This window comes from Roseofilum sp. Guam (genome assembly GCF_017746735.1).
GTDB lineage: Bacteria > Cyanobacteriota > Cyanobacteriia > Cyanobacteriales > Desertifilaceae > Roseofilum > Roseofilum reptotaenium.
Genome location: NZ_JAGHZN010000023.1, coordinates 1 through 22,932 on the forward strand (window position 1 = coordinate 1; position 22,932 = coordinate 22,932).

Annotated in this window: 20 protein-coding genes and 1 CRISPR repeat array; of the genes, 13 read left to right on the forward strand and 7 right to left on the reverse strand. The window is 44.7% G+C overall.

Annotated elements, in window-relative coordinates:
• Nucleotides 1-2,988, reverse strand: a 2,988-nt coding sequence (locus tag J7529_RS10640; RefSeq protein ID WP_318728939.1) for a beta strand repeat-containing protein, incomplete at its 3' end; no start/stop codon positions are given.
• A 217-nt stretch (nucleotides 2,989-3,205) separates the two neighbouring features.
• Nucleotides 3,206-4,315, reverse strand: coding sequence for a TIGR03032 family protein (locus J7529_RS10645; protein ID WP_318728940.1), 1,110 nt, complete (start codon nucleotides 4,313-4,315; stop codon nucleotides 3,206-3,208).
• A 104-nt stretch (nucleotides 4,316-4,419) separates the two neighbouring features.
• On the opposite strand from J7529_RS10645, the gene J7529_RS10650 reads away from it, so the two are divergent.
• On the forward strand, nucleotides 4,420-5,994 hold the full coding sequence (locus J7529_RS10650; RefSeq protein WP_318728941.1) for a B12-binding domain-containing radical SAM protein: 1,575 nt from the start codon (nucleotides 4,420-4,422) through the stop codon (nucleotides 5,992-5,994).
• Between the two features lie 380 nt (nucleotides 5,995-6,374).
• Here J7529_RS10650 and J7529_RS10655 read toward each other — a convergent pair whose 3' ends face one another.
• The 3 genes from J7529_RS10655 to J7529_RS10665 form a co-directional block, all read right to left on the reverse strand.
• Nucleotides 6,375-7,856 (reverse strand): carotenoid oxygenase family protein, encoded by a 1,482-nt coding sequence (locus J7529_RS10655; protein WP_318728942.1) that lies wholly within the window; start codon nucleotides 7,854-7,856, stop codon nucleotides 6,375-6,377.
• A 100-nt stretch (nucleotides 7,857-7,956) separates the two neighbouring features.
• Nucleotides 7,957-8,244, reverse strand: a complete 288-nt coding sequence (locus J7529_RS10660) for a DUF2470 domain-containing protein (RefSeq protein ID WP_271938682.1) — start codon at nucleotides 8,242-8,244, stop codon at nucleotides 7,957-7,959.
• Between the two features lie 67 nt (nucleotides 8,245-8,311).
• A CRISPR array of direct repeats spans nucleotides 8,312-10,630; the repeat unit is 37 nt; unit sequence GTTTCAATCCCTAATAGGGATTTAGGTTGGTTTCAAC.
• A gap of 318 nt (nucleotides 10,631-10,948) precedes the next feature.
• Entirely contained in the window at nucleotides 10,949-11,977 is a 1,029-nt protein-coding gene (locus J7529_RS10665) for an isochorismatase (protein WP_318728943.1), read from the reverse strand.
• A 111-nt stretch (nucleotides 11,978-12,088) separates the two neighbouring features.
• On the opposite strand from J7529_RS10665, the gene J7529_RS10670 reads away from it, so the two are divergent.
• The 5 genes from J7529_RS10670 (at nucleotide 12,089) to J7529_RS10690 (ending at nucleotide 15,887) form a co-directional block, all read left to right on the forward strand.
• Nucleotides 12,089-13,030, forward strand: coding sequence for a hypothetical protein (locus J7529_RS10670; RefSeq protein WP_318728944.1), 942 nt, complete (start codon nucleotides 12,089-12,091; stop codon nucleotides 13,028-13,030).
• Nucleotides 13,031-13,092: 62 nt separating this feature from the next.
• Nucleotides 13,093-13,323 carry a hypothetical protein gene (locus J7529_RS10675; protein WP_318728945.1) on the forward strand — a complete coding sequence of 77 codons (231 nt, stop codon included), beginning with the start codon at nucleotides 13,093-13,095 and terminating at the stop codon, nucleotides 13,321-13,323.
• Nucleotides 13,324-13,436: 113 nt separating this feature from the next.
• Nucleotides 13,437-14,015, forward strand: coding sequence for a Uma2 family endonuclease (locus J7529_RS10680; protein WP_318728946.1), 579 nt, complete (start codon nucleotides 13,437-13,439; stop codon nucleotides 14,013-14,015).
• Between the two features lie 29 nt (nucleotides 14,016-14,044).
• Nucleotides 14,045-14,671 (forward strand): hypothetical protein, encoded by a 627-nt coding sequence (locus tag J7529_RS10685; protein WP_318728947.1) that lies wholly within the window; start codon nucleotides 14,045-14,047, stop codon nucleotides 14,669-14,671.
• 244 nt (nucleotides 14,672-14,915) lie between these two features.
• The gene (locus tag J7529_RS10690) at nucleotides 14,916-15,887 is read left to right on the forward strand and encodes a Rieske 2Fe-2S domain-containing protein (protein ID WP_318728948.1); all 972 of its coding nucleotides are present in this window, start codon (nucleotides 14,916-14,918) and stop codon (nucleotides 15,885-15,887) included.
• A gap of 304 nt (nucleotides 15,888-16,191) precedes the next feature.
• Here the strand turns inward: J7529_RS10690 and J7529_RS10695 are convergent, their stop codons facing one another.
• Both J7529_RS10695 and ntcA read right to left on the reverse strand, forming a co-directional pair.
• A complete protein-coding gene (locus J7529_RS10695; RefSeq protein WP_318728949.1) occupies nucleotides 16,192-17,721 on the reverse strand; it encodes a DUF3084 domain-containing protein in 1,530 nt (509 codons plus the stop codon).
• Between the two features lie 445 nt (nucleotides 17,722-18,166).
• Nucleotides 18,167-18,838, reverse strand: a complete 672-nt coding sequence (gene ntcA, locus J7529_RS10700) for a global nitrogen regulator NtcA (protein ID WP_271938669.1) — start codon at nucleotides 18,836-18,838, stop codon at nucleotides 18,167-18,169.
• 339 nt (nucleotides 18,839-19,177) lie between these two features.
• On the opposite strand from ntcA, the gene fabI reads away from it, so the two are divergent.
• The 7 genes from fabI (at nucleotide 19,178) to petG (ending at nucleotide 22,867) form a co-directional block, all read left to right on the forward strand.
• On the forward strand, nucleotides 19,178-19,954 hold the full coding sequence (gene fabI, locus J7529_RS10705) for an enoyl-ACP reductase FabI (RefSeq protein ID WP_318728950.1): 777 nt from the start codon (nucleotides 19,178-19,180) through the stop codon (nucleotides 19,952-19,954).
• 15 nt (nucleotides 19,955-19,969) lie between these two features.
• Nucleotides 19,970-20,134, forward strand: coding sequence for a hypothetical protein (locus J7529_RS10710; protein ID WP_318728951.1), 165 nt, complete (start codon nucleotides 19,970-19,972; stop codon nucleotides 20,132-20,134).
• 78 nt (nucleotides 20,135-20,212) lie between these two features.
• Nucleotides 20,213-20,446, forward strand: coding sequence for a hypothetical protein (locus J7529_RS10715; RefSeq protein ID WP_318728952.1), 234 nt, complete (start codon nucleotides 20,213-20,215; stop codon nucleotides 20,444-20,446).
• Between the two features lie 109 nt (nucleotides 20,447-20,555).
• A complete protein-coding gene (gene hisB, locus J7529_RS10720; RefSeq protein WP_318728953.1) occupies nucleotides 20,556-21,167 on the forward strand; it encodes an imidazoleglycerol-phosphate dehydratase HisB in 612 nt (203 codons plus the stop codon).
• A gap of 101 nt (nucleotides 21,168-21,268) precedes the next feature.
• Entirely contained in the window at nucleotides 21,269-21,532 is a 264-nt protein-coding gene (locus J7529_RS10725; RefSeq protein WP_271938660.1) for a hypothetical protein, read from the forward strand.
• Nucleotides 21,533-21,540: 8 nt separating this feature from the next.
• Nucleotides 21,541-22,704, forward strand: a complete 1,164-nt coding sequence (locus tag J7529_RS10730; RefSeq protein ID WP_271938659.1) for a murein transglycosylase A — start codon at nucleotides 21,541-21,543, stop codon at nucleotides 22,702-22,704.
• Nucleotides 22,705-22,756: 52 nt separating this feature from the next.
• On the forward strand, nucleotides 22,757-22,867 hold the full coding sequence (gene petG, locus J7529_RS10735) for a cytochrome b6-f complex subunit V (protein ID WP_271938657.1): 111 nt from the start codon (nucleotides 22,757-22,759) through the stop codon (nucleotides 22,865-22,867).
• Nucleotides 22,868-22,932 lie beyond the last annotated feature (65 nt).

Sequence of the window (22,932 nt, forward strand, 5' to 3'; positions counted from 1 at the left end):
ATTCCAGGAAACATCCACAAATAGCCCCTGGTTCCAGCTAAGTCCTGGACCTTCCAAGAACCATGGGTGGAGTGGGGTGGGAGTTGGGGTGGGAGTTGGAGTGGGAGTTGGGGTGGGAGTGGTATCGTTATCAGCGATCGCCGCTGTCACACTAGCCAGAGTAATATTATTAAAACTCGCATCCGTGCTAGTGCTGGTATGACGAATTGTACTACTATGATTCCCTTCCACTGCCGTATCATCGACTGCTGTTAAAGTTGCCGTTTGCGGTGTATTCCAGTTTGCAGGAGTAAAGGTAAACGTCGTTGGATTGACCGTCGATTGATTATCGGGTGTTGCTGTAATGGTGACATTGGCAGACGGTTGTTGAGTTAAAACCAAGGTATAACTGTCCGTTGCCCCTCCTTCGGTTAAATTCGTGCTTCCTCCAGATTCTACAAAGCTCACTGAACCAGGAGAAGGAGATCCAGTGTCATTATCCGTAATGGTAGCGGTAACGGTTGGCACAGGGGAATTATTATAACCTGGATCGCTTGGAGCATTAACCGTATGGCTAATGGTACTACTGTGATTTCCCTCAGTCACATTATCATCGACTGCTGTCAGAGTAACGGTTTGGGCGATATTCCAACTGTTAGGAGTAAAGATAATCGTTGACGGTGCTGCTGTGGATTGATTATCTGGAGTAACACCAACAATAACATTACCAATCGGTTGGCGACTCAGACGTAGGGTATAAGTATCCGTATTGCCGCCTTCTGCGATCGCTGTACTTCCTCCAGTTTCCTCTACAATAACCCGTCCCACTTCCGCATTTGTCACGGAGACATCACTCGGATCGATACCGTTGTAGTTCGTATCCGTACTGGTAGCTGCTGCCAACAGCACTTGATAGGCAATATCGCCATCTTCAAGATTATCAGCAACTCCAGTAACTGTAACCGTTTGCACCGTATCCCAATTACTTGGTGTAAACACCAGGTTTTGGGGCGCAACCGTTCCTTCTGTGGTATCACTACTGCTAACCGGAATGGTCACATCTGCCGTTGGCTGGGTATTGAGTACGACTGAAAATTGGGCTGTGCCTCCGGCTTCCGTTGTCGTCAGTCCGGTGGTTGGATTAACCGTAATACCAACCGTGTCGTTATCTACATTAGTGGCGGTAACTTGGGAAGGAGAGAGGGTATTGTAATTGGTATCGCTACTGCTGGCACTGACGGCAATCGTATAATCAATATTACCATCAGCAATTTGATCGTTAACTCCAGTAAGAGTAACCGCTTGAGTGACATTCCAGTTTTGTGAAGTAAAGGTTAATGTGGCTGGAGAAACCGTCCCTTCACTGGTGTCATTACTGGTCAGATTAACGGTCACGTCAGCCGTAGGTTGGGTATTGAGAGAGACATTGAAATTAGCCGTTCCCCCCGCTTCGGTGGTGGTTAATCCGGTTTGAGGTTCGAGCTTCAAACCGGGAATATCATCATCTAAGATCTCTAAAACTGTAGTACTCTGCGAACCAAGTTCGGCATTACTGAGGTTATCCAGGTTAAAATTAATGGTTTCTGTGGATTCCGTTTCTGAGTCTTGTTGAATGGTAACGGGAACAGTTTTGGTGGTTTCATTCGGATTAAAAGTGACCGTGAGGGGGAAGTTACTATTGTCATAATCCCCATTTGCTCCTCCAGTGGCGGTTCCTCCAGTAATATTAACCTGCACTTGGGAAGTAACATCTAAGTTGCCACTGCGGTTGAGGGTAATTTCGCCATTGACGAGACTGCCATCTTCATTCACTTGATAGGTGGCTTCTGAGAATTCAATCAAGGTATTGGAGAGATAGCGTTGGGCGTAGATTCCTGTGGCATCGCCATCTTGGACTTCACTTTCCCAAGCGATCGCCAGTCGCCCATTATCAGACACTGCGATCGCGGGATTGTTCTGATCGTTCGCCGTCTCGGTATTGACTTGAAATTCCGCCCCTTGCGGTTGTCCTTGAGAATTATACTGCCGAGCGTAAACCCCGTCTGCATCGCCATCTTGCCCAGCACTTTCCCAGGTAATAAAAAAGCCACCACTATTCTCCATGGTGACTTCCGGCGATTTTTGCTGCCCCGTGGTAAAGGTATTAACCTGAAATTCCGCGCCTACTGCTGCACCATTACTATCGTAGCGTTGGGCATAAACCCCTTCCTGGCTTCCATCTTGACTGGCACTTTCCCATACAATGACAAATGCCCCATTATCATTCATGGATACTGAAGGACTACGCTGATCGTCAGCAGTAAAGGTATTAACTCTAAATTCTCCTCCCACAGCGCTGCCATTACTGTCATAGCGTTGGGCATAAATACCAGCACCGCTACCATCTTGCCCGTTACTTTGCCAAGTAATAATAAAATTGCCATTGGCATTCATGGCTACTGAAGGGAAAGCTTGAGAGCCATTGGTCGTGGTATTAACTCTGAATTCTGAACCAGCTACAGTTCCATCGCTATTGTAGCGCTGGGCATAAACTCCACCTTCGCTCCCATCCTGGCCATTGCTTGTCCAAGACACGACAAAGTTACCATTGGCACTCATCCCCAAGCTAGGAGCAGACTGGTTATCATTGGTTGCGGTATTAACCTGAAATTCACCTCCTTGAGGAGAGCCAGCACTATTGTAGCGTTGGGCATAGATTCCGTAGCCACTGCCATCTTGTCCACCGCTCGTCCAGGCGATCGCAAAATCACCATCGGAGTCAATCCCAATCGTTGGCTCATATTGAAAGTTATCCGTAAAGGTGTTCACTCTAAATTCGCCACCCTGAGCTACTCCCGCATTGTTGTAGCGTTGAGCATATACGCCAGATTGATCGTCTCCTGGCTGGAAGTAGCTTGTCCAGGTCACGACGAAATCACCATCGCTGTCTATGGCGATCGTTGGAAGTTGTTGAACGCGTGCTGTTGTCGTATTAACTTGGAATTCTGAACCAACCGGATTAACAGCCATTAGTTTTCTCTCCTAGGGGAATATAGGGTAAATGCAAGGATTATGGGGTAATTTATTGTGAGTTAATATTATCAATTGATTTCTCTTTTGGAGAACATCACCACAGAGTTTAATCATTACAGGTGAGAGGATTTTGAGATTTTATCAAATGAGCATTTATCTCGCGTCAGCGATCTCTCACAGGATTGCCTCTTCCCCTAAAGTACCCAAACTTGCGCTATCGCGGATCGCTAGACTCTCCCCTTTCCGAGGAAGGACGCAACCAATAGGCAAAGTCAGGAGCGCTAAAGGCTTGGCGAGTCGCTGGTTTTTCCAAATTTAACAGGGTGGGTCGATTGACTCCAGTAAGAACTTGGATATCATACAATTCTTGAGCACCACTGGAAAAGGTTAAGCGGCCCATCGGTTTTCCAGTTTTCAAGTCAATGAGCGCTACACCACAGACTAAACTCGGAAATCGAGTTTGCAGGGGCAAACCACCAAAAATAGCGGTTTCTCGAATTTGCGATAAGGCGACTAATGCCGTGTTTTCCACGAAGGCTAAACCGCGACCAAAGCCCGGTAAAGCACACACGATATCATAAGTGTGGGTTTTGGGATCGATACGCCACAGTTCCCCAGTGCCAGAGTTGAGCGTCCACAAATAACCCTGATACCATCGTGGAGAATGGGGCATGGATAGACCCTCGATGATGATTTCGTTGCTTTCTACGTCTAGAATAATGCCGCCTGTAGCTTTATGGGGTCGCCATCCTCCCACGGTATTACTTTTACCTAGAGCCGTGACATATTTGGGTTTTCCGTTAACCATGGCTAGGCCATTGAGGTGACATCGATCTTCGGGTGCCAGTTCAGTGATAAACGGGGGTTGCCATCGGGGAACAAAGCTAAATTCATGACTGAGGGTGGCTAGAGTGGAAAATCGGGTATTGACAATCCAAATTTCATCTTGGCCAAAACTGAGGTCATGGATATTCAGGTCTCCCGTCCAATAGCTAACGCGAGGCAGATAGAGGCTATCATAACGACCGGGTTGATGCTCGAGGTAGTCGGTTGCGAGGGTGGGGGAATTAGCACAGATAATCACTTGATGACGGGTGGCGATCGCTAAACGATTACCAGATACAGCTAACCCCATGGGTTTATCAAACTGGCGTAATAATAAATTAATCTGCTGTCCATTCCATCCGATCGCCGCTACGCTACCGGCTTGATAGGTGCTTAAAATGAGACTATGATTAGCCTTGGAGAGCCATTCAATAAATCCTGGATCGGCATGACAGGCGATCTGATTTTGGGGAGAAGCCAGTTGGGGGTCAAGAGTCATAGCACTGTTTGATCGGAGTTTCCAAGGGCGATCGGATGGAATCTTAATTTTCTTGTTATAACTAAGCTGTAGTCGTTATTTTTGGTGTGAGGGCAGCATACAGCGTGAAGGTCTTATTAATTTATCCCCTATTTCCACAAACCTTTTGGTCTTATGATACCCTCTTGGACTTAGTAGACCTCAAAGTGTTGTTTCCTCCATTAGGACTGATCACTGTAGCCAGTATTTTACCGCAAGAGTGGGAATTTAAATTATGCGATCGCAACGTGCGTCCCGTCACCGAAGCAGAATGGGAATGGGCCGATCTCGTGATCCTCTCCGCCATGATCGTTCAAAAACAAGACATCATTGACCAAATTCAAGAAGCCAAACAACGCGGAAAATTAGTAGCGGTTGGCGGTCCTTATCCGACCTCAGTACCGGGTGAAGTGCAAGCTTCCGGAGCTGATTTTCTTGTCTTAGATGAAGGAGAAATCACCCTTCCTTTACTCGTCGAAGCCTTAGAAAGAGGCGAAACTAGCGGCATCTTTAGAGCCACCGAAAAACCCGATGTAACCATCACCCCCATTCCCCGATACGATCTACTCGAATTGGATGCCTATGACTCCATGTCTGTGCAATTTTCCCGTGGCTGTCCCTTTCAATGCGAATTCTGCGATATTATTACCCTCTATGGTCGCAAACCCCGCACCAAATCACCTCAGCAACTCTTAAAAGAACTCGACTATTTATATGAATTGGGTTGGCGCAGAGGCGTGTTTATGGTCGATGACAACTTCATTGGTAATAAACGCAATGTTAAATTACTGCTCAAAGAACTCAAAGTTTGGCAAGCAGAACATGACTATCCCTTCCGTTTTAATACCGAAGCCTCCGTTGATTTAGCGCAAGATACAGAATTAATGGATTTAATGTGCGAGTGTTATTTTGATGCGGTCTTTTTAGGCATCGAAACCCCCGATGAAGACAGTTTGACCTTAACTAAAAAATTTCAAAATACAAGAGGCTCTCTATCAGAGGCTGTTGAGACGATTACTCGTCATGGTTTGCGCCCCATGGCAGGCTTTATTATTGGTTTCGATGGAGAGAAAAAAGGAGCCGCCGATCGTATTATTCGCTTTGTTGAACAAGCAGCGATTCCTACAGCCATGTTTGGCATGTTACAAGCCTTACCCACAACAGCGTTATGGGATCGGTTAGAAAAAGAAGGACGGCTCTTTTATGATGGGAAGCAGGATGTAAATCAACGGAATTTAATGAATTTTATTCCCACTCGTCCCATTGAAGAAATTGCCCAGGAATTTGTGGAAGCCTTTTGGAAATTATACGATCCTGAAGTGTTTTTAGATCGCACCTATCGCTGTTTCCTCAAATTAGGAGCGCCTAAAGCTACGCCTCCAGGAAAAGTTCCGAATTGGAAGGATGTGCGCGCTCTAAGTATTATTATTTGGCGACAAGGATTTCAACGGAAAACGCGTTGGAAATTTTGGCATCACTTATTTTCAATTCTGCGCCATAATCCTGCTGTTTTGGAGCATTACTTGATTGTTTGTGCCCATATAGAACACTTTATGGTTTATCGAACTATTGTTCGAGATGATATCGATCAGCAGTTACAAGAGTTTAAGAAAAAAGAGAGGCAACTTTCACAAATACCCTCTACACCACTAGGAATATAGCGTGAAGCTCTAGGCAATAGGAAATAGAAAATGTCCTAATACCATTTCTCTTTAAGATTGCCATTAATCGATCCTTGGGAGGCAAGGGGCTGGGGGCCCCTTGTTAAAGCGCATCATCATAGAGAAATGGGATAACTCTCCCGTTCTCTACTATAAAAGATAGGGCTGTTTAATTTGCCCTTCTTTAATCCCTGGTTGTAAGGGGAGAAACAAGAGAGCGTGACTAAATCAAACTGAATTTAGAGTTGAGTCAATTAACACTGAGACACTCTAAGAGAGTCTACAAGAACGGTATATGTAGGGGCGAAAATTTTTTCGCCCCTACAAAAACATCTCACTGTTATTTGAATTGACTATGAGACGTGACTTATACCCCTGAATCAACTGATTCCAAGTTGTTGGTTGGGTATCCAACTTCCATGTAACCCATAGGGAATATGATGTTGTAGATGGAGTCGCGCGATTGGCTCTTGTTCTAGGTTTTCTGCATCTAAGATAATAATATCAGAGCGATGGTTTTGGCTTTGGTAAACAACGGAAATAATCCAACCTTTATCTTCAACATCCGATCCAGGTTGAGGAATAAAGATGGGTTCACTGACAAAACCATGGGGAGCTGCACTCCAAAATTGTGTTTCTCCGGACTGGTTATCCCGTTTGAGAATCCCTTGTAAAGGAGCGCTACCCCGATTTTGATGTGCGGCTCCTAGATAAACATAGCGGTGGGATTGACCTACCCACTGGGGATGAATCTGGGGAAACTCACAACACCGAGATTCTAAGAGTTGGCGCGGAGCATTATCACCTCTTTTTTTGGTCAAGTCTAGTCGAAAACGCCATAATTGGCTAGGCGCAAGTCGATTAAAGTCTGTATACCGAAAATCACTGCCAGGCTCAACTTCCGGAAAGGATTCATAGCCGATTGAGTCTAGGATAATTTGGTTCTTTTCTTCAAAGGCATTGACGTGGTGAAACACAAACCCAGAGTCAATTTCTATCATTTTCATCGGTTGATTTTCTTGGCGTGGAATCACCCATGCCTTGGTTACATTATGGCGATCGAAGTCAATACATTCTCCAGGGCCAAGCAGTCCGAATAAGAAGGGAAAGGGATTAAAGGATACTGGATTTTGTAAAAATAGATAATATTGGGGTGTAATGGCGAAATCATGGATGAAGCAGAATCCAGGAATCTCGTGGGTACTTTGCCGTAGGGTTTGACCCTTGAGGTTGAATTCCCAGATGGTTAGTTGACTGTTTAAACCGGGTTGAATGGAGAAGTTGACTAAACAGGGGTTACTGCGATCGCCATACGGGTCGATTTTGGGATGGGCGGAAAAGGCTTGACCGGTTTTTAAAAGACCGTCAAGATCGTCTAATTCTAAGGTCTCTAAGGTCTGGGGATCGAGGCGATGGGGTTGTCCTCCTTCCCAGAGAGCTAAAAGGCGATCCGCCCAATAAATAATATGGGTATTGGCTAAATTTTTGAGCCGCAAGTCAAACAGGTTGGCGAACCATCCACCGGGTTTTTGGGTTCCGAAGACACCGCGATATAGGGGTTTACCGGCTTTTTGTTCTTCGATATATCCTTGGGTACGCACATAGCGATTACGATAATGGGCACGCCCTCCCTTAAAGGCGATCGCATTCACCATACCGTCTCCATCAAAGGGATGGGCGATCGGATATCCACCAATATCTAATAATCCGGGGCCATTGCGTAGCAGGGTTCCTTCTAACTGTTGGGGGATCTCGCCTTCTATGTCTTCGATCCAATAGTCGTATTCATGGGGTTGAGATTGATAACCTTGGCTCCACTGTTGGCGATCGTAGGATAAAGGTTGGCTAGAATCGAGTCGCATAATCCGATTTGAGAGGAGAAATGATACAAAACTTTACAAATTCTATCATTTTCTCCACAAAATGGGGGGTTGGTTGGGTCATCGAGTGAGCGAACTCAACTTAAGCAGAAGGCTTTTGTCGTGCTTGTTTCACCATTGCGATTAAGGTTTGGTGAGCATCCTCAGAGTCCACCAATTGATGATCGAAGGTAATCCGCAAGGAAACTGGCTGTCCTTCCACCTGAGCGGTGATATCCATTCCGTCAGGGTCGATCGCCTCCATTTTAGCGCTGCTGGCTAAAGGCATTTCGCCAAATGTTTGGGCGTATAGGGCGATCGCATCGCCATGATCTTCATTCATATGCTTGCAAATGCGATCGCTCACTTGAGCTGTAATTACGTCAGACATCAGTTTCAATTCCTCATCGGGATTTTGCTTCCAACCTCTTATCAAGTCTAATGGGTTGAGCTAGTCGATTTCAATCCCTAATAGGGATTTAGGTTGGTTTCAACGATCTGCGATCGCCTTCTGAATTTCCTCCGAATAAGTTTCAATCCCTAATAGGGATTTAGGTTGGTTTCAACCAATCTCAATATTGCCTTCCTGGTTCTTCTTTTCTGTTTCAATCCCTAATAGGGATTTAGGTTGGTTTCAACTATTATGTTGCGATGTATTATAAGAATACTGCTATGTTTCAATCCCTAATAGGGATTTAGGTTGGTTTCAACCTTGCGAGGTCATTGCGGTGCGTCTTTTGGATCATCGCTGTTTCAATCCCTAATAGGGATTTAGGTTGGTTTCAACAGCTATGTCTATGCGAGTAAAGTTGTTTTTGATTAGTTTCAATCCCTAATAGGGATTTAGGTTGGTTTCAACTCGCTAATATTCCAGTCGAAGTTCCAGATAAAATTGTTTCAATCCCTAATAGGGATTTAGGTTGGTTTCAACTCTCGTTCCTTGGGGACTCCTCCCTGCCTTAAAAGGTTTCAATCCCTAATAGGGATTTAGGTTGGTTTCAACTCGCGTTAGCTACGAAAAGCGTCGATCCGATATGGTTTCAATCCCTAATAGGGATTTAGGTTGGTTTCAACTTTCCTAATTTGTTCAAGCCCACCGTCATAGCATCCAGTTTCAATCCCTAATAGGGATTTAGGTTGGTTTCAACTCAGATAATTTTTGGTATAAGGGCGCAATATCCCTTGTTTCAATCCCTAATAGGGATTTAGGTTGGTTTCAACTCCCCCTTGATTCATTGGCGGCGGATGTGTGAAGAATTTGTTTCAATCCCTAATAGGGATTTAGGTTGGTTTCAACTTTCATGATTTTGAAGGGGAGACGGAACCCTGGAAGGTTTCAATCCCTAATAGGGATTTAGGTTGGTTTCAACGTAATGGGATCGATCATGGAAAATCTCCTTTTCTAAGTTTCAATCCCTAATAGGGATTTAGGTTGGTTTCAACTATCTGAATCAAATTAGGAGTAAGAATAAATATCTGGAAGGTTTCAATCCCTAATAGGGATTTAGGTTGGTTTCAACACCAGAGACCACCTGATGCTGGGCCAGAATTGAGCTGTTTCAATCCCTAATAGGGATTTAGGTTGGTTTCAACTCGAGTTGTGGATTGGGCAACTTGAAATAAAGGGGGAAACTGCGTTTCAATCCCTAATAGGGATTTAGGTTGGTTTCAACACAATATGCCATCAAGACAATGTTCAGCGAGTGGGGTTTCAATCCCTAATAGGGATTTAGGTTGGTTTCAACCATCATCCACAGTCGTTAATGGAGGTTCTTCTCGTTTCAATCCCTAATAGGGATTTAGGTTGGTTTCAACTGCAAGCTAGAGCAAGTTAGTGAGTGGTTGAGAATGTTTCAATCCCTAATAGGGATTTAGGTTGGTTTCAACTCAATCTTGGCAAGCGCGAACATCCGCTTAGGCTTCGAGGTTTCAATCCCTAATAGGGATTTAGGTTGGTTTCAACCCTGGCTCAATATCAGCATCCAGTTCTTCACCCTGGAGTTTCAATCCCTAATAGGGATTTAGGTTGGTTTCAACCAGTATTGACTAAAGAATCAATAACTATGTTGAATTTTCTATGTTTCAATCCCTAATAGGGATTTAGGTTGGTTTCAACTTCATCGAGCAGAAGATTGACTAGATTGTCTACGTTTCAATCCCTAATAGGGATTTAGGTTGGTTTCAACGCTAGAGACTTAGGGTTACACCATTCCACTGTTCAGGAAGTTTCAATCCCTAATAGGGATTTAGGTTGGTTTCAACATCATGTGCACTTATGCCCCTGGTTGTACTGGAAAGTTTCAATCCCTAATAGGGATTTAGGTTGGTTTCAACAAGTTCTTGCCAGCGCTGGCTTGCATGTAGGGGTGTTTCAATCCCTAATAGGGATTTAGGTTGGTTTCAACTCAATCTTCTGAAATGGAATAGACATGAAAGCCATTCAGGTTTCAATCCCTAATAGGGATTTAGGTTGGTTTCAACGCGATCGCCCACCTTTAACTCAGTTGTCGATTCTGTGTTTCAATCCCTAATAGGGATTTAGGTTGGTTTCAACACCGACGAGGTACATCGGATGAAATCTAAGCTTGTTTCAATCCCTAATAGGGATTTAGGTTGGTTTCAACGATAAAGGAGAATTAAGAGATTCTCAAAAAATGGAAACTCTCGTTTCAATCCCTAATAGGGATTTAGGTTGGTTTCAACTCCCAACCCATCATCTATGATATTGCTGGCGATCGCCGTTTCAATCCCTAATAGGGATTTAGGTTGGTTTCAACTGCTGGCTCCTGAGACCCTTACTGTATTCAGTTTTCAAGGTGCATTTCCGACGCTCACCTCCAATCATAGATCTCCCGGTACTAAAAAGCAAGTAGAAATCGCTGAAACCCTTGCCCTATATGGTCCGACGCACCCTCGAGAATCTAAAACGCTCTAAGGCAGACTGGGTAAGCAATCCAGCGATTTTGAACTCAGGGGTAATTTTCACACCCCCCCAGCGTCAGATTTTGAGCGAAATCGAGAAGGGATAATAATTGGTAATCTATAAACGGTTTTTCTCTTAAAAGTCCCCATTCCCCTATTCCCCCATCTCTAGCTCACCACTGAGGCCAAGTCTCTATCGGTTGAGTAGACTCTACTCGATGCATCCCTGCATCTGCAAATCTTGCAAATGTGGCATTGGCTTGTTCCGTAAAATCGACTGCTCCAGGGACAACCACAGGAGAGGTACAATCTTCCAAGAGATAGACTTTTTGCGCCCATTGGGGATCGCGGGCTAAGATTTCTGTGAGTAAGTCAGAAACCGTCCAAGCGACGCAATGACTTTTGGCTTGACCGGCAACAATCAGGCGATCGAAACTGAAGAGAGTATTGAGAAAGGACTCATTTTTAGAAGCAATTTCTTCCCCATTCACGGCCGTTAACACCTCCGCACGCAACACCGAATAATTCTCAGTTAAGGGATGATTACCCTTTAAATCGAACAAGGTTTGGCTATGGCGCACCAAATTATGGAAAAAAATCGCCTCTTCCACTGAAGAAACTAAGGCATGGCCAATGCCTCCTAACATGGAATGATAGGGCCAAACCGTAAGCGGATATTTGCCCTCATCGCTGAGAGTTTGCACATAATGCAAGGCATAGGCTTGTAGAGCGTCTCGATCGCCGCCCATAATAGACTGAGCTACAGCCGGATTCGCTTTCCAATGCCCTTCCCGAACAGCTTCTAAGGTAATGTTAGTCACCGCAGGGGTAGGATGCTCTCCAGCTTCATCGATCCAAAAGAGAGGATGGAAGATTTGCATTGCTGTGTGAGTATCGAGAGTAGGAGCGATCGCCGTCAGAGTTCCCAAGTTGCGATAAATAAACTCACACAAGCGTTGGTTATCTTCCACCGCACCCTTTCCTGATGCACCACCAACAAACAACTCAAACTCTGGTAAACAAAAGGTATTTTGTACATCGATCGCCAAGAGGCACACCCGCAGGCGATCGTCAGATGCTGGCAGAATACCCTGCTCTTGCGCCCAATATCTCGCCCGATCTGCCCGTTCCTGATAAGGGACTCGCCAAACTTCAGAGACTTTATCAGGGTCAAAAAAAGTAGGAATAGGATATTCAACCACGCTCAAAACTCCCAAAACTTAACACCAACTTGATTAAAATTTGGCACTGATCCCCAAATCCTCTTAAAATTCAGCTACACCCTCAAGAGATCTCTAGACCAGAATCCTCATATGACTGATTTCAGTTTAACCGGACTGCTCAGACTTGAACATTTCCCAAACCCGATCGCTTTTATTCCCTTACAACTGGGTATGATTGGCCTGGTGACCAGTTTGGGATTTGTGCTTTCTGCACTGATGTACTTTAAAGCCTATCGCATCGGTCGAGTACCGGTACTGATTAAACCCCAAGGTCGTTCCCAAAAACCGATTGATTTTTTCTGGTATCCGTATAAAGGCACGCCGAAATATAGTCAAGCCTATCAACAAGTTTATTGGGGATCGTTTTGTCTAGTTTCTTCCTTAATGTTATTGGTAGCAGCCGTTTCTCCTACGGCCTATGTGGGAGTGGCGATCCTGGTAATGATTGGGTGTATCGCTACTTTTATTAGCTTTGTACTCTTAAGTTCCGATTTAGCAGAAGTTGTCCTTTGGTCTACTGCCTTAGTTGCTCTACCCTTAGTCTTTATTCTCGTACAGTCTATAACCGGGCCCTCCGGTTTAGCCACATTAGCGGCTTTTATTTCCGGTGGATTAATCAGTATTCCTTTTTCTACCGCAGTCATGAAACGAGTGCGATCGCATCCTCGATTTTGGTGTAGCAGTTGTAAACGACCTTTGCAAACCCTGCACCCTCAAGATCTATTTGCCTATTTAACCGGATCGGAAAAACTAGCTCAAAAACAGGATCGGGTGATGTTTGAAGGTCTGGAATGCCCCTGTTGTAGCGATCCCACGGTTTATTCTGGCATTCATATTCGCGCCTATATCAAACCCCATCAACCCTCTTTACCCCTGCTTCCTCCTGCTCCCTCTACCGATCCGGGATGGAAAGTTTTACTCAATCGGCTTCAGTACCAGGTGCAAGCTTGGGTGCGATCGCAACTTCCGCCCCCTGCTGCTGCTGTCAAGGGGAAGGCGATCGCCACATCCTCTCGCAAGATCAGTTCTTAACCTCAGTTGGGCTGAAAAATTCTATATAATAGATTGCAGTTATTTGATGATACAAAGTTGAGGTGATTGATGACTATAAAAGTTTTTACGTTGGAAGTCCAACATCGTTAGATTATCCTCCTTTATTTGAATTAATGGCTAAGTATAAGAACCGTCCAATGGATTTAGTCGATGCTAAGTTAGTGGTAACTACTGAGTCTGTTAAGAGTCAGATAATTTTAACTTTTGATTCTGATTTTTTCTTTTGTTTGATCGATGAAAAAGAACCTTTTGAGGTTATCAATTTTTCCTAAGTGCCAGGGTGCGATCGCGCTCTTCTCTCTTTTTTTTGAGTGCGATTACACCTCTGCATTTTTTCGATTTTCTTCTTTTTTACCTACTTATACAAGATGTCTGATTTATTGATATGATTACCTCAGAACTCATTACCTTAAACCTAAAAACAGTTCACTTAAGCGATGAACAATTCTATCAACTCTGCCAAACTAACGCACAATATCAACTCGAACAAACCGCCCAAGGAGAATTAGTAATTATGCCCCTTGTTGGAGCTATCAGTGGCAACCGAGAATCCGATTTAAATGCTGATGTTGTGATTTGGAACCGTCAAACTAAACTGGGGAAAGTCTTTAGCTCCTCCACGGTTTTTGTCTTACCCAATGGTGGCAAACGCTCCCCTGATGTCGCTTGGATAGCCAATCAGCGCTGGGAAACCTTAACCTTAGAAGAACAAGAAAAATTCGCTCCCATCTGCCCTGATTTTGTCATAGAATTGCGCTCGCGAAGCGATTCTTTGACTCAACTGCAAGAGAAAATGCAGGAATACTTAGATGCTGGCTTAAAACTGGGTTGGCTCATCGACCCTCAAAACCAACAAGTCGAAATCTATCGCCCCAATCAACCGATAGAAACAGTTCAATTACCCACTACGCTATCAGGAGAAACAGTTTTACCCGGATTCACCCTAGAATTAGCCCCATTCTAAACCCTAAGTTCTGGACTTTTCGTTATATCATGTCTTATCGTGAATTCACCTTAGCAAAAGTAAAACAAGATTTTGGCTTAACCACATTCGAGCAAAGCAATATTTTTGCCGAATCTCCAGAATTGACAGCGAGCGATCTACTGATTGATATTTTAACTTATAATCAGCCGATCGCCTTGGGCAGTAATAGCGAAAAAGCTCGTTCCGAATTAATTATTTCACCCATATTAGTCGATCTACGCCGGCAGCTAAAGGAGAAAATCAATCTGTTTTCTGGAGTTGATTTTACGGTGGATGATGCGCGAGGTCTTAATGGTATTTGCGACTTTATTATTACCCAATCTCCAGAGCTTCTAATTGTGACAGCACCCGTTATTATTGTGGTGGAAGCGAAGAAGGAAAATATTAATGCAGGTTTAGGTCAATGTGCAGCAGCAATGGTAGCTGCTCAAATATTTAATGCGACCCATGAATCAAGTCTAGAAGATTCGGCTGACTATATTAACAGGATTTACGGTGCCGTAACGACCGGTAGTATTTGGCAATTCTTGAAATTAGATAAAAAACAACTGAGTATTGATTTAAGTGAGTATTATCTTAAAGATGTGAATAAAATTTTAGGTATTTTAGCAAGTGGTATTGCAGATGGGAATTGAATAATAGTTGATTCGATTAACACTAATATCAGGCAGGGCAAGAGATCCTCAACAGTAGTCCCCGCGCGCGAGATGGTTTGCTGGCAGACTCGGCTAGGGTTGTAGAGTGGGAGGTTCATCTTGGGCGCGATCGCTTTCTCGGCCAATAATCATCCGCTCAATGTTTTCCCTCAGGAGTACTTGACAGTGCAACTAAACACGCGTTTAATTAACTAAACGCCTGTTTAACTTACGCTAATTCATTATGCAACCGATTCTTCCTGGTGCGCCTTGGCTAATCGCGCACAAGTCCATGCTGGGTATCAATCACCCCTATAAAGTCACCTTGAATGCCCAAGATTATGTCCTTTGGCAGAATTCCTCTGGAGAAGTTTTCGCTCTCAATAACATTTGTCCGCATATGCAAGCTCCTTTATCCAATGGCTGGATTTGTGAGCAGCGCAATACGATCGCCTGTCCATTTCATGCTGTAGAATTCGATGGGTCGGGTCGCTTGTGGCGAGAAGGTCAGTTGAGTCGAGCGCCATTGGCTAACCCCTTAGAGTTAATTATTGATGGCGATTTGATCTGGACTTACGGTGGTTTTGAGCCTCGGCTCCCTGTCCCTGAGTTGCACCGACAGGTCGCCTCTGAGTACGAATTTCTAGGTGTAACAGCCCAGAGAAGCATTCAAAGTGATTTTTTGAGTAGTCTGATGATTAACTATGACCACGATCATCAAAATGGTACCCATCGAGAATTTTTTAAAGTTAAATCCTGTCAGTCAAAATTCCTAACTAAAGAGGGCATCTACGCCAAGGTTTCGCAAACTGCTGAGAAGGACGACTACACGGCAGAGGAAATTGCTGCAAATCCTATGCTAGGAGCTATTCCAGAGGTTATGCAGAATTTTCTAGAGTATGTATTTCCATCAACACAGTTCTTTTGCTTGGTTTCTCCCGATGTTCAAACCTATCAAGGTCATATTCTTTATCCGGAAACAGAGACGACAACCAAAACCTTTATTTTGCTCTATGCAAAATTCAGCGATCGCGCACTGAAATCAGTCATGCAAGAATCCTTACTCAATATGGCTTCAATTGTAGTGCAACAAGACGTTGAATGTCTTGAAAGTTTATATCCACGGCAAAAAGCTAAAATTCATCTGCCTAATGAAGAAATTATGTTCTACGCAGAAGACCTTTATCGACACTGGAACTCGATGCTGACGCTCTAATGCAGTGACAACTGGCACAGACATAAACCAATTAGGACTTATAAGCCCTCAAGGGGTGACAAGGCAGCTCAAAGGTCGCTATAGCGATCTTTTTCGGTGCTGTTTTGCTGAAAACATCAACTCAATGGTCGAAATCGCACAACCATAGTATCAGATTAGAGGGTTACTTGCCCAAAAAATCTCATACTATATACAGAAATTTTCAATGTTATTTAGTACATTTTTATCCCCCCAAGGCCCCTTTCTAAAGGGGATTTTTCTGACTGTTTCTCTCCAGTTTCTTCTATATAGGGATCGGCAAGTCCTACGGAGCAGACAGAGAAGATGTACGAAATACTTCTTCATTGCCAGCAAAAGCAACTAAGTCAATCCGCAGCGGACCTGCGGTATAGGTGGTTTCCGAGGCGATCGCTTGAATCGAGATCTGTGTGGGGTTTTCTTGAATTTTCTGCACAAAATCTATCAACGTCTCTGGTGAGCCATCTCCCACTTGTAAGCGGCTTTCTAAAATCCCACCTCGACGGGCCCGAAAGCGACAAGACTCAATCAAAATTCCGATTTGTTCCAGTAATTCTTCTTCACTCATCGTTGCACCATTTGCTATTCCTGTGGTAATTACTTCTCCCGCTTCAAAAACTACTTGGTTTAACGCCACATCTGCAAAAAATTCCACATTCGATTCCCCGCGAATATAGTTGCCTGCGGATAACAACCTGACCACATATTCTTGACCATCGGAAATTTGTTCTTGTAACCGTTCAACTTGTTCTGGAGTCACTTGAATAACCTGCTCATTCAGCTCTCCTGTTCCCGGTTTCACCTGTTCTCTGGCAAATTGATTGGCAATTTCCAATAACCGATTGACTGCTTGCACGGAACCTCGATCCTCAAGCACTTCTACCACCGCAGAAGCCAGAATTTGTCCTCGAAGTAAGGCTAAATTCCCTTGTCGTAAATCTTGGTAATCTTGGTAATATTGCTCAAAAATTCTCACTTGTCGCTCTAAGTATTTTTGTTGTTTTTCCAGTTCCTTTAATCGCACCTCCCGCTCTTCAATCACTTGATTGCGATCTTGAATTTCCTTATTTTGATTCTCAATTTCCCGATCGCGCTCGGCAATTAGCTCATTGCGATCCGCAATTTCTGCATCCCGTTGAGCAATTTGAGACCGAACCTCATCACGCTGACGAATGAGTTCTTGCCGCTCTTCCCTTAATTGCTCTAATTCCGACCGTAGAGTTTCGGTTTGAACTGTTACTTTTTGTAGTCGATCTTGGGCGAGTTGAAATTTACCCATGATTTCCTGCAACTGGCCTTGAGTTTGCTCAAAATTATCTTGAATGTCTCGTAACTGGCCTTGGGTTTGCTCAAAGTTATTTTGAACTTCTTTTAACTGAGCTTGGGTTTTTTTGAGATTGTCTTCTGTTGCCAACTTCTGAGTAATAACGGTCTGCAAACTGGCATTGAGATTATCTAAATTTTGCTCTACCAATTCCCGTTCTGCTCGTGCCTGAGCTAAGTCAATTTCAATTTGTGCCTTTTGAGCTTCAGTAGACTGGAGGTCTCGACGGGCTTGACGGAGTTTACGCTGGGTTTCATCATACTCAAAAATGCCTCGGCGCAAGGGCTGACTCATGGCGAACAGAATTCCTAGGGTAGACCCGGAAATCAAGGTACCCGTAACAATCGTGACTAAAATGGCAGTTTGTCGGGGGCGAAGATTAAACAAACTTAACCTGGCTTTACCCACTTTTGTACCTAGGCGATCGCCCAGGGTAGCGAGTAAACCCCCTAAAAATAAAATCGAGACAATCAGAATAATGCCAATAGTCATCGAAAATTTGGGCCCTTTACCCCGTCCTTCAAGGACGGCTTTACATTAAATGTGGTATAAGTATAGATATACCAAAAAGCGAAAACCAAGCAGTAGGTATAGCACCTTGAAAACTGGATATAAGGGGTTCTGTACAGAAAGGCTGGTACAGGTAAAATATCCAAGCAACAAGTACAAAAAGCGTTTTGCTGACACCGTACCGACGGGCTATCAGGATCGGCTCTCTGAAATGGGGGGAAAGTCTGTGGACTCTGTGTAAGACAGTACATGGTTGGTGAAAATCGTGGTATGCAACGGTGAATGAAGCAGAAACCTAAATCGTGAGTTTTAGGAATCACCGCACTTATAGGGCGGTGAGGAGGTCAAGGGTAGCTAGAGACGATCCAAAATCCAGATATAGCCTAGCCGATCGCCCCAACTACTAGAATTCATCCCTGAGTAGAATTTAAGCAAACTGTTGACTCAAAACGACCGGATTATGTACCGTAATCTTCTTCTTATGGATAGAAATCATTTTTTCGGCCCGTAAATCACCAAGCAAACGGGTTACTGTTACTCGCGTAGAACCGATCGCCTCGGCGATCGCTTGGTGAGACAGCTTCAGATCGATGGTAATCCCATCCTCCGCAGGAATGCCAAAATCTCGGCACAAAATCAACAAAAAACTCACCAGTCGCGATCCCATATCCCGGTGGGCCAAAGTCTCAATCATCATCTCCGTTTGTAAAATCCGAGAAGAAAGACCTTGTAGCATCACCATCGACAGATCTGGATTTTGTCGAATCGTCTTCTCTACCCGATCGATAGGCAGGGAAAGCAATTCCACTGGAGTAAACGCCACAGCATGGTAAAACCGATCTGAGCGATGGCCTGTAATCAAGGACAACACCCCAAAGACACTATTTTCCCGGAGCAGAGCCACGGTAATTTCTTCTCCAGCTTCATAAACCCTAGAGAGCTTAACCGCCCCTTTGAGCAGAAAATAAACCCGCTCGGCTGGATCGCCCGGAAAAAAGATCGTTTTACCACGCTCAAAGCTTTCCACCACTGGAGGAAAACCACCGCCACTGATTTGGCGAAACATAGCCGCTAGGGGTTTGTCATCACTGAGTATCATATTGCCTTACTTCTAATGTGTGACTGTGCGATCGCGATAGCATTGCCGAGCAATTTCGCTCTCCAACCAAGTGATCTGGTGAGCAGTCTATCACCTTCCACTACTGGCCTTAAAAGAAATTTAACGGAGTTTTTAACTAAAGGTGCTCTCTTCGTCAGGGATAGATAGGTATGAGTTTAACGAATCTGCGCCGGTTCGTGGAAAATTCGATGCAAAAAAATCTCTTCAACTCAGATCGGGCCGTCAGTCTGTATGAGATGATGCCAATAGACCCGACAAAGGAGCATTCTGCGCCTTGGTGGGGTATCTCAGCTAGATTTTATCGACGATCAAACCATCATGCTCAACTTAACTGGAAAAAACGCGCTGATTTTGGGAGTTGCCAATAACCGCTCCATCGCTTGGGGAATTACCCAACAACTGCATCAAGCTGGAGCTAACTTAGGAATTACCTATTTGCCTGACGAAAAAGACCGCTACCGTAAAAAAGTTGAAGATTTAGTTTCGCCCCTCAATCCGAGTCTATTTCTGCCCTGTGATGTACAGAATGACGATCAGGTGGCCGAGATGTTCGAGACAGTGAAAAAGGAATGGGGACATCTGGATATTCTGATTCATTCTTTAGCATTTGCGGGTAAAGACGAACTGAGTGGAGAGTTTAGCGACACGACACGCTCTGGTTTTCTCAAAGCGCTGGAAATTAGTACCTATTCTTTAACTCAGTTATGCGCTCAGGCTAAGTCCTGTATGGCTGAAGGGGGTTCCATTGTCACCCTGAGTTATTTGGGAGGAGTGAAGGTGATCCCCAATTACAATGTTATGGGTATCGCCAAATCCGGTTTAGAAATGAGTGTGCGCTATTTGGCTGCTGAATTAGGGCCCCAAAATATTCGCGTCAATGCCATTTCTTCTGGCCCCATTCGCACCTTAGCCTCTTCAGCCGTTGGCGGAATTTTGGACATGATTAAGCATGTGGAAGCAATTGCTCCTCTCCGACGCACAGTGACGCAAACAGAAGTCGGAAATACAGCCGCCTTTCTCTGTAGCGATCTCGCGAGTGGCATTACCGGACAGATTATTTATGTAGATGCCGGATATGAAATTATGGGAATGTAATCCGAGTTGATCGTTATGGGTAGGTTGAGTTCGCTGCGCTTGCTCGCTAACGAACCCAACTTACGCACGAATTTAGTTAAGCAAATAAAACAACCAAGCGCAATATCTATAGGTGAGCGATCGCTCTTTCGAGTCAAAGGCAAGCCTGTTTCGGAAACCATCCTCGAAGAACGGCGCTAGATAACTATAGCCAACTCCAAATAAATGGTCAAAGTCACTGTATAATTACATGATAAGCTTTAATCAACAATAACTAAGATGGCAATCGACTCTAAAATTTTAGCAACGATTCAACAGATGGGGAATACAGAGCGTTTGCAGATCGTTGAATTTACCCTAAGTTTAGTACGCGAAGATATGGTTAATTGGGAAAAAGTTAGCTTAGAGGAAGCGGCTCAAATCATGCGTCCTTACTACGCTGAAGGCAGTCAGTTATGCGAGTTCACCGATCTTGACCCTAGTGATTTTTACGAATATCAAGATTATGTTTAGAGGTGAAGTCTAGTTATATCAAGCCGATCCAATTCGCCAGCACATTTCCTGTCCGCGATCGGTCAAAGAACTGTATTATTGACTTATGTAGACGGAAATTCAGAGAACGATGGAAATCATTGATAATGCGACCCATCGCACGGCTTCGGTTCATCGAGTAACTGGAGAAACCGATGTTACGGTATGGTTAGATTTGGATGGTCAAGGAAAATGTAGCGCCAAAACTGGGATTCCGTTTCTAGACCATATGCTGCATCAAATTTCATCCCATGGACTGATCGATCTAGACGTAGAAGCTCAGGGAGACTGGGAGATTGACGATCATCATACCAATGAAGATGTGGGCATTACCCTCGGTCAAGCCTTGGCGAAAGCATTAGGAGATCGCAAGGGGATCGTCCGCTTTGGTCATTTTATTGCCCCTCTCGATGAAGCGCTAGTTCAAGTTTCCCTGGACTTTTCGGGACGACCTCATCTGAGTTACGGTTTATCTCTTCCCACAGAACGAGTGGGAACCTATGACACCCAACTGGTGCGCGAGTTCTTTGTTGCGGTGGTCAACCATTCCCAAATGACCCTCCATATCCGTCAACTCGATGGCATCAACTCCCATCATATTATTGAAGCCACCTTTAAGGCTTTTGCCCGTTCCATGAGAATGGCTCTGGAAATCGATCCTCGGCGAGCGAGTACAATTCCCAGCTCTAAGGGCGTATTGTAGTCGAAAGGGACTATTATTCATTCACCGATCGCCAAATCGTGATTTTAGTGCGATCGCGTCCGATAATAGTGTCTGGTGAGTTATTTTGAAATCCTACAATCATGCCTAGAACTCCAGATGAATATGCCGTCCATTTACTCATGAGTGGAGGACACCGAGAAGTGGTACGCTTTCCGACCATTAAAGACTTTCAGAAGTGGTACGCTGCCGAAGTAGTGCAGAAAAGAGACAGTGATGAGTTTGTCAGTGTACCCATGAAAACAACAGAAGGGGAATATATGGTCATTCGTCCTAACAGCATCCTAGCAATCCGGGTAGAACCCGTGTATACCAGCAGTATAGATCGAACTCCTATGGATGATTAACACTCTCTATGAAACCCCTCGTCACCTCCCTAATTTTAGCGGCTGGACTCAGTTGGATGCCTCCACTTTGGGGGCAAACTCCCTTACCCTCCCCTGCGGGTGATGTACTAGAAGTCACTCAGAGCGTAGAGAGTAATCTAGGTTGGGACGATCGCCTGTTTGGCCCTTCTGGAGATAAGAGAGCGCTCTTGAGGGCCATTGATTATAGTTTGCAGTATTTGCAAACCCCCAAGGCGATCGAAGACTATACAAAATTAAACCATCCAGACATTACCCGCGATCGCGTTCGTCGGTCTTTGATTCGCTTTCGCCAGCTTCTGGTAGCTTCCCGCAGCGAGGCAGAACTCCAGAGAGCAGTGAAGCGCGAGTTTACCTGGTATCAGTCCGTGGGCAATGATGGCCAAGGAACCGTCGGGTTTACCGGCTATTTTGAACCCACCTACGCTGGAAGTCTCACCCGAACCGCCGAATATCGGTATCCCCTTTATGCTCGTCCCAGTGACTTTGAAGACTGGAGTAAACCCCATCCTACTCGTGGCCAACTCGAAGGAGAAAATGGCCTAGGGTGGCAAAGTCCCCTGAGAGGAACAGAAATTGTTTGGCTTGGCGATCGCCTGGAAGCCTTTTTAGTCCATGTTCAGGGTTCTGCCCAGATCCAACTCCCCAATGGCCAGGTCATGACCGTCGGGTATGCTGGGAAAACCGATCATCCCTATACCAGTATTGGCAAAGAATTGGTGAATGCCGGCATATTTTCCCTAGAGTCGTTGACGCTACCGAAACTCATCGACTATTTCCACCAGTTCCCCGAACAGATGAACGAGTATTTACCCCGCAATCAAAGTTTTATCTTTTTTAAGGAAACCCAGGGACAAGCAGCAACTGGGAATTTAAGCGTTCCGGTAACGGCTTGGCGATCTATTGCCACCGATAAATCAATCATGCCTCCAGGCGCTCTAGCTCTCATTCATGCGCCCCTTCCCGAACCCAATGCACTCGGACAGCTAGAACCCACTCTAGTGAGTCGGTTTGTCCTCGATCAAGATACCGGAAGTGCCATTAAAGGAGCTGGACGGGTGGATGTATTTATGGGGACAGGACGCGAAGCCGGCGATCGGGCTGGGTTAACCAACTCCAACGGAGAGCTTTATTACCTGCTCCTGAAGCGATAGGATAGAAAACACACCGTTATCATCACACTCTTAACAAGGAGAACATAAACCCATGGTAGAACCCCTAATTTCCGGTATCGTGCTGGGCTTAATTCCCATTACTCTCGCTGGTTTATTTGTAGCTGCCTATCTCCAATACAAACGAGGCAATCAACTCGGTTAGATCCAGATAAGCATAATAGACATCTCCTAAAACCCCGGTAGGGTTACAGCCTAATTTTAGGAGAT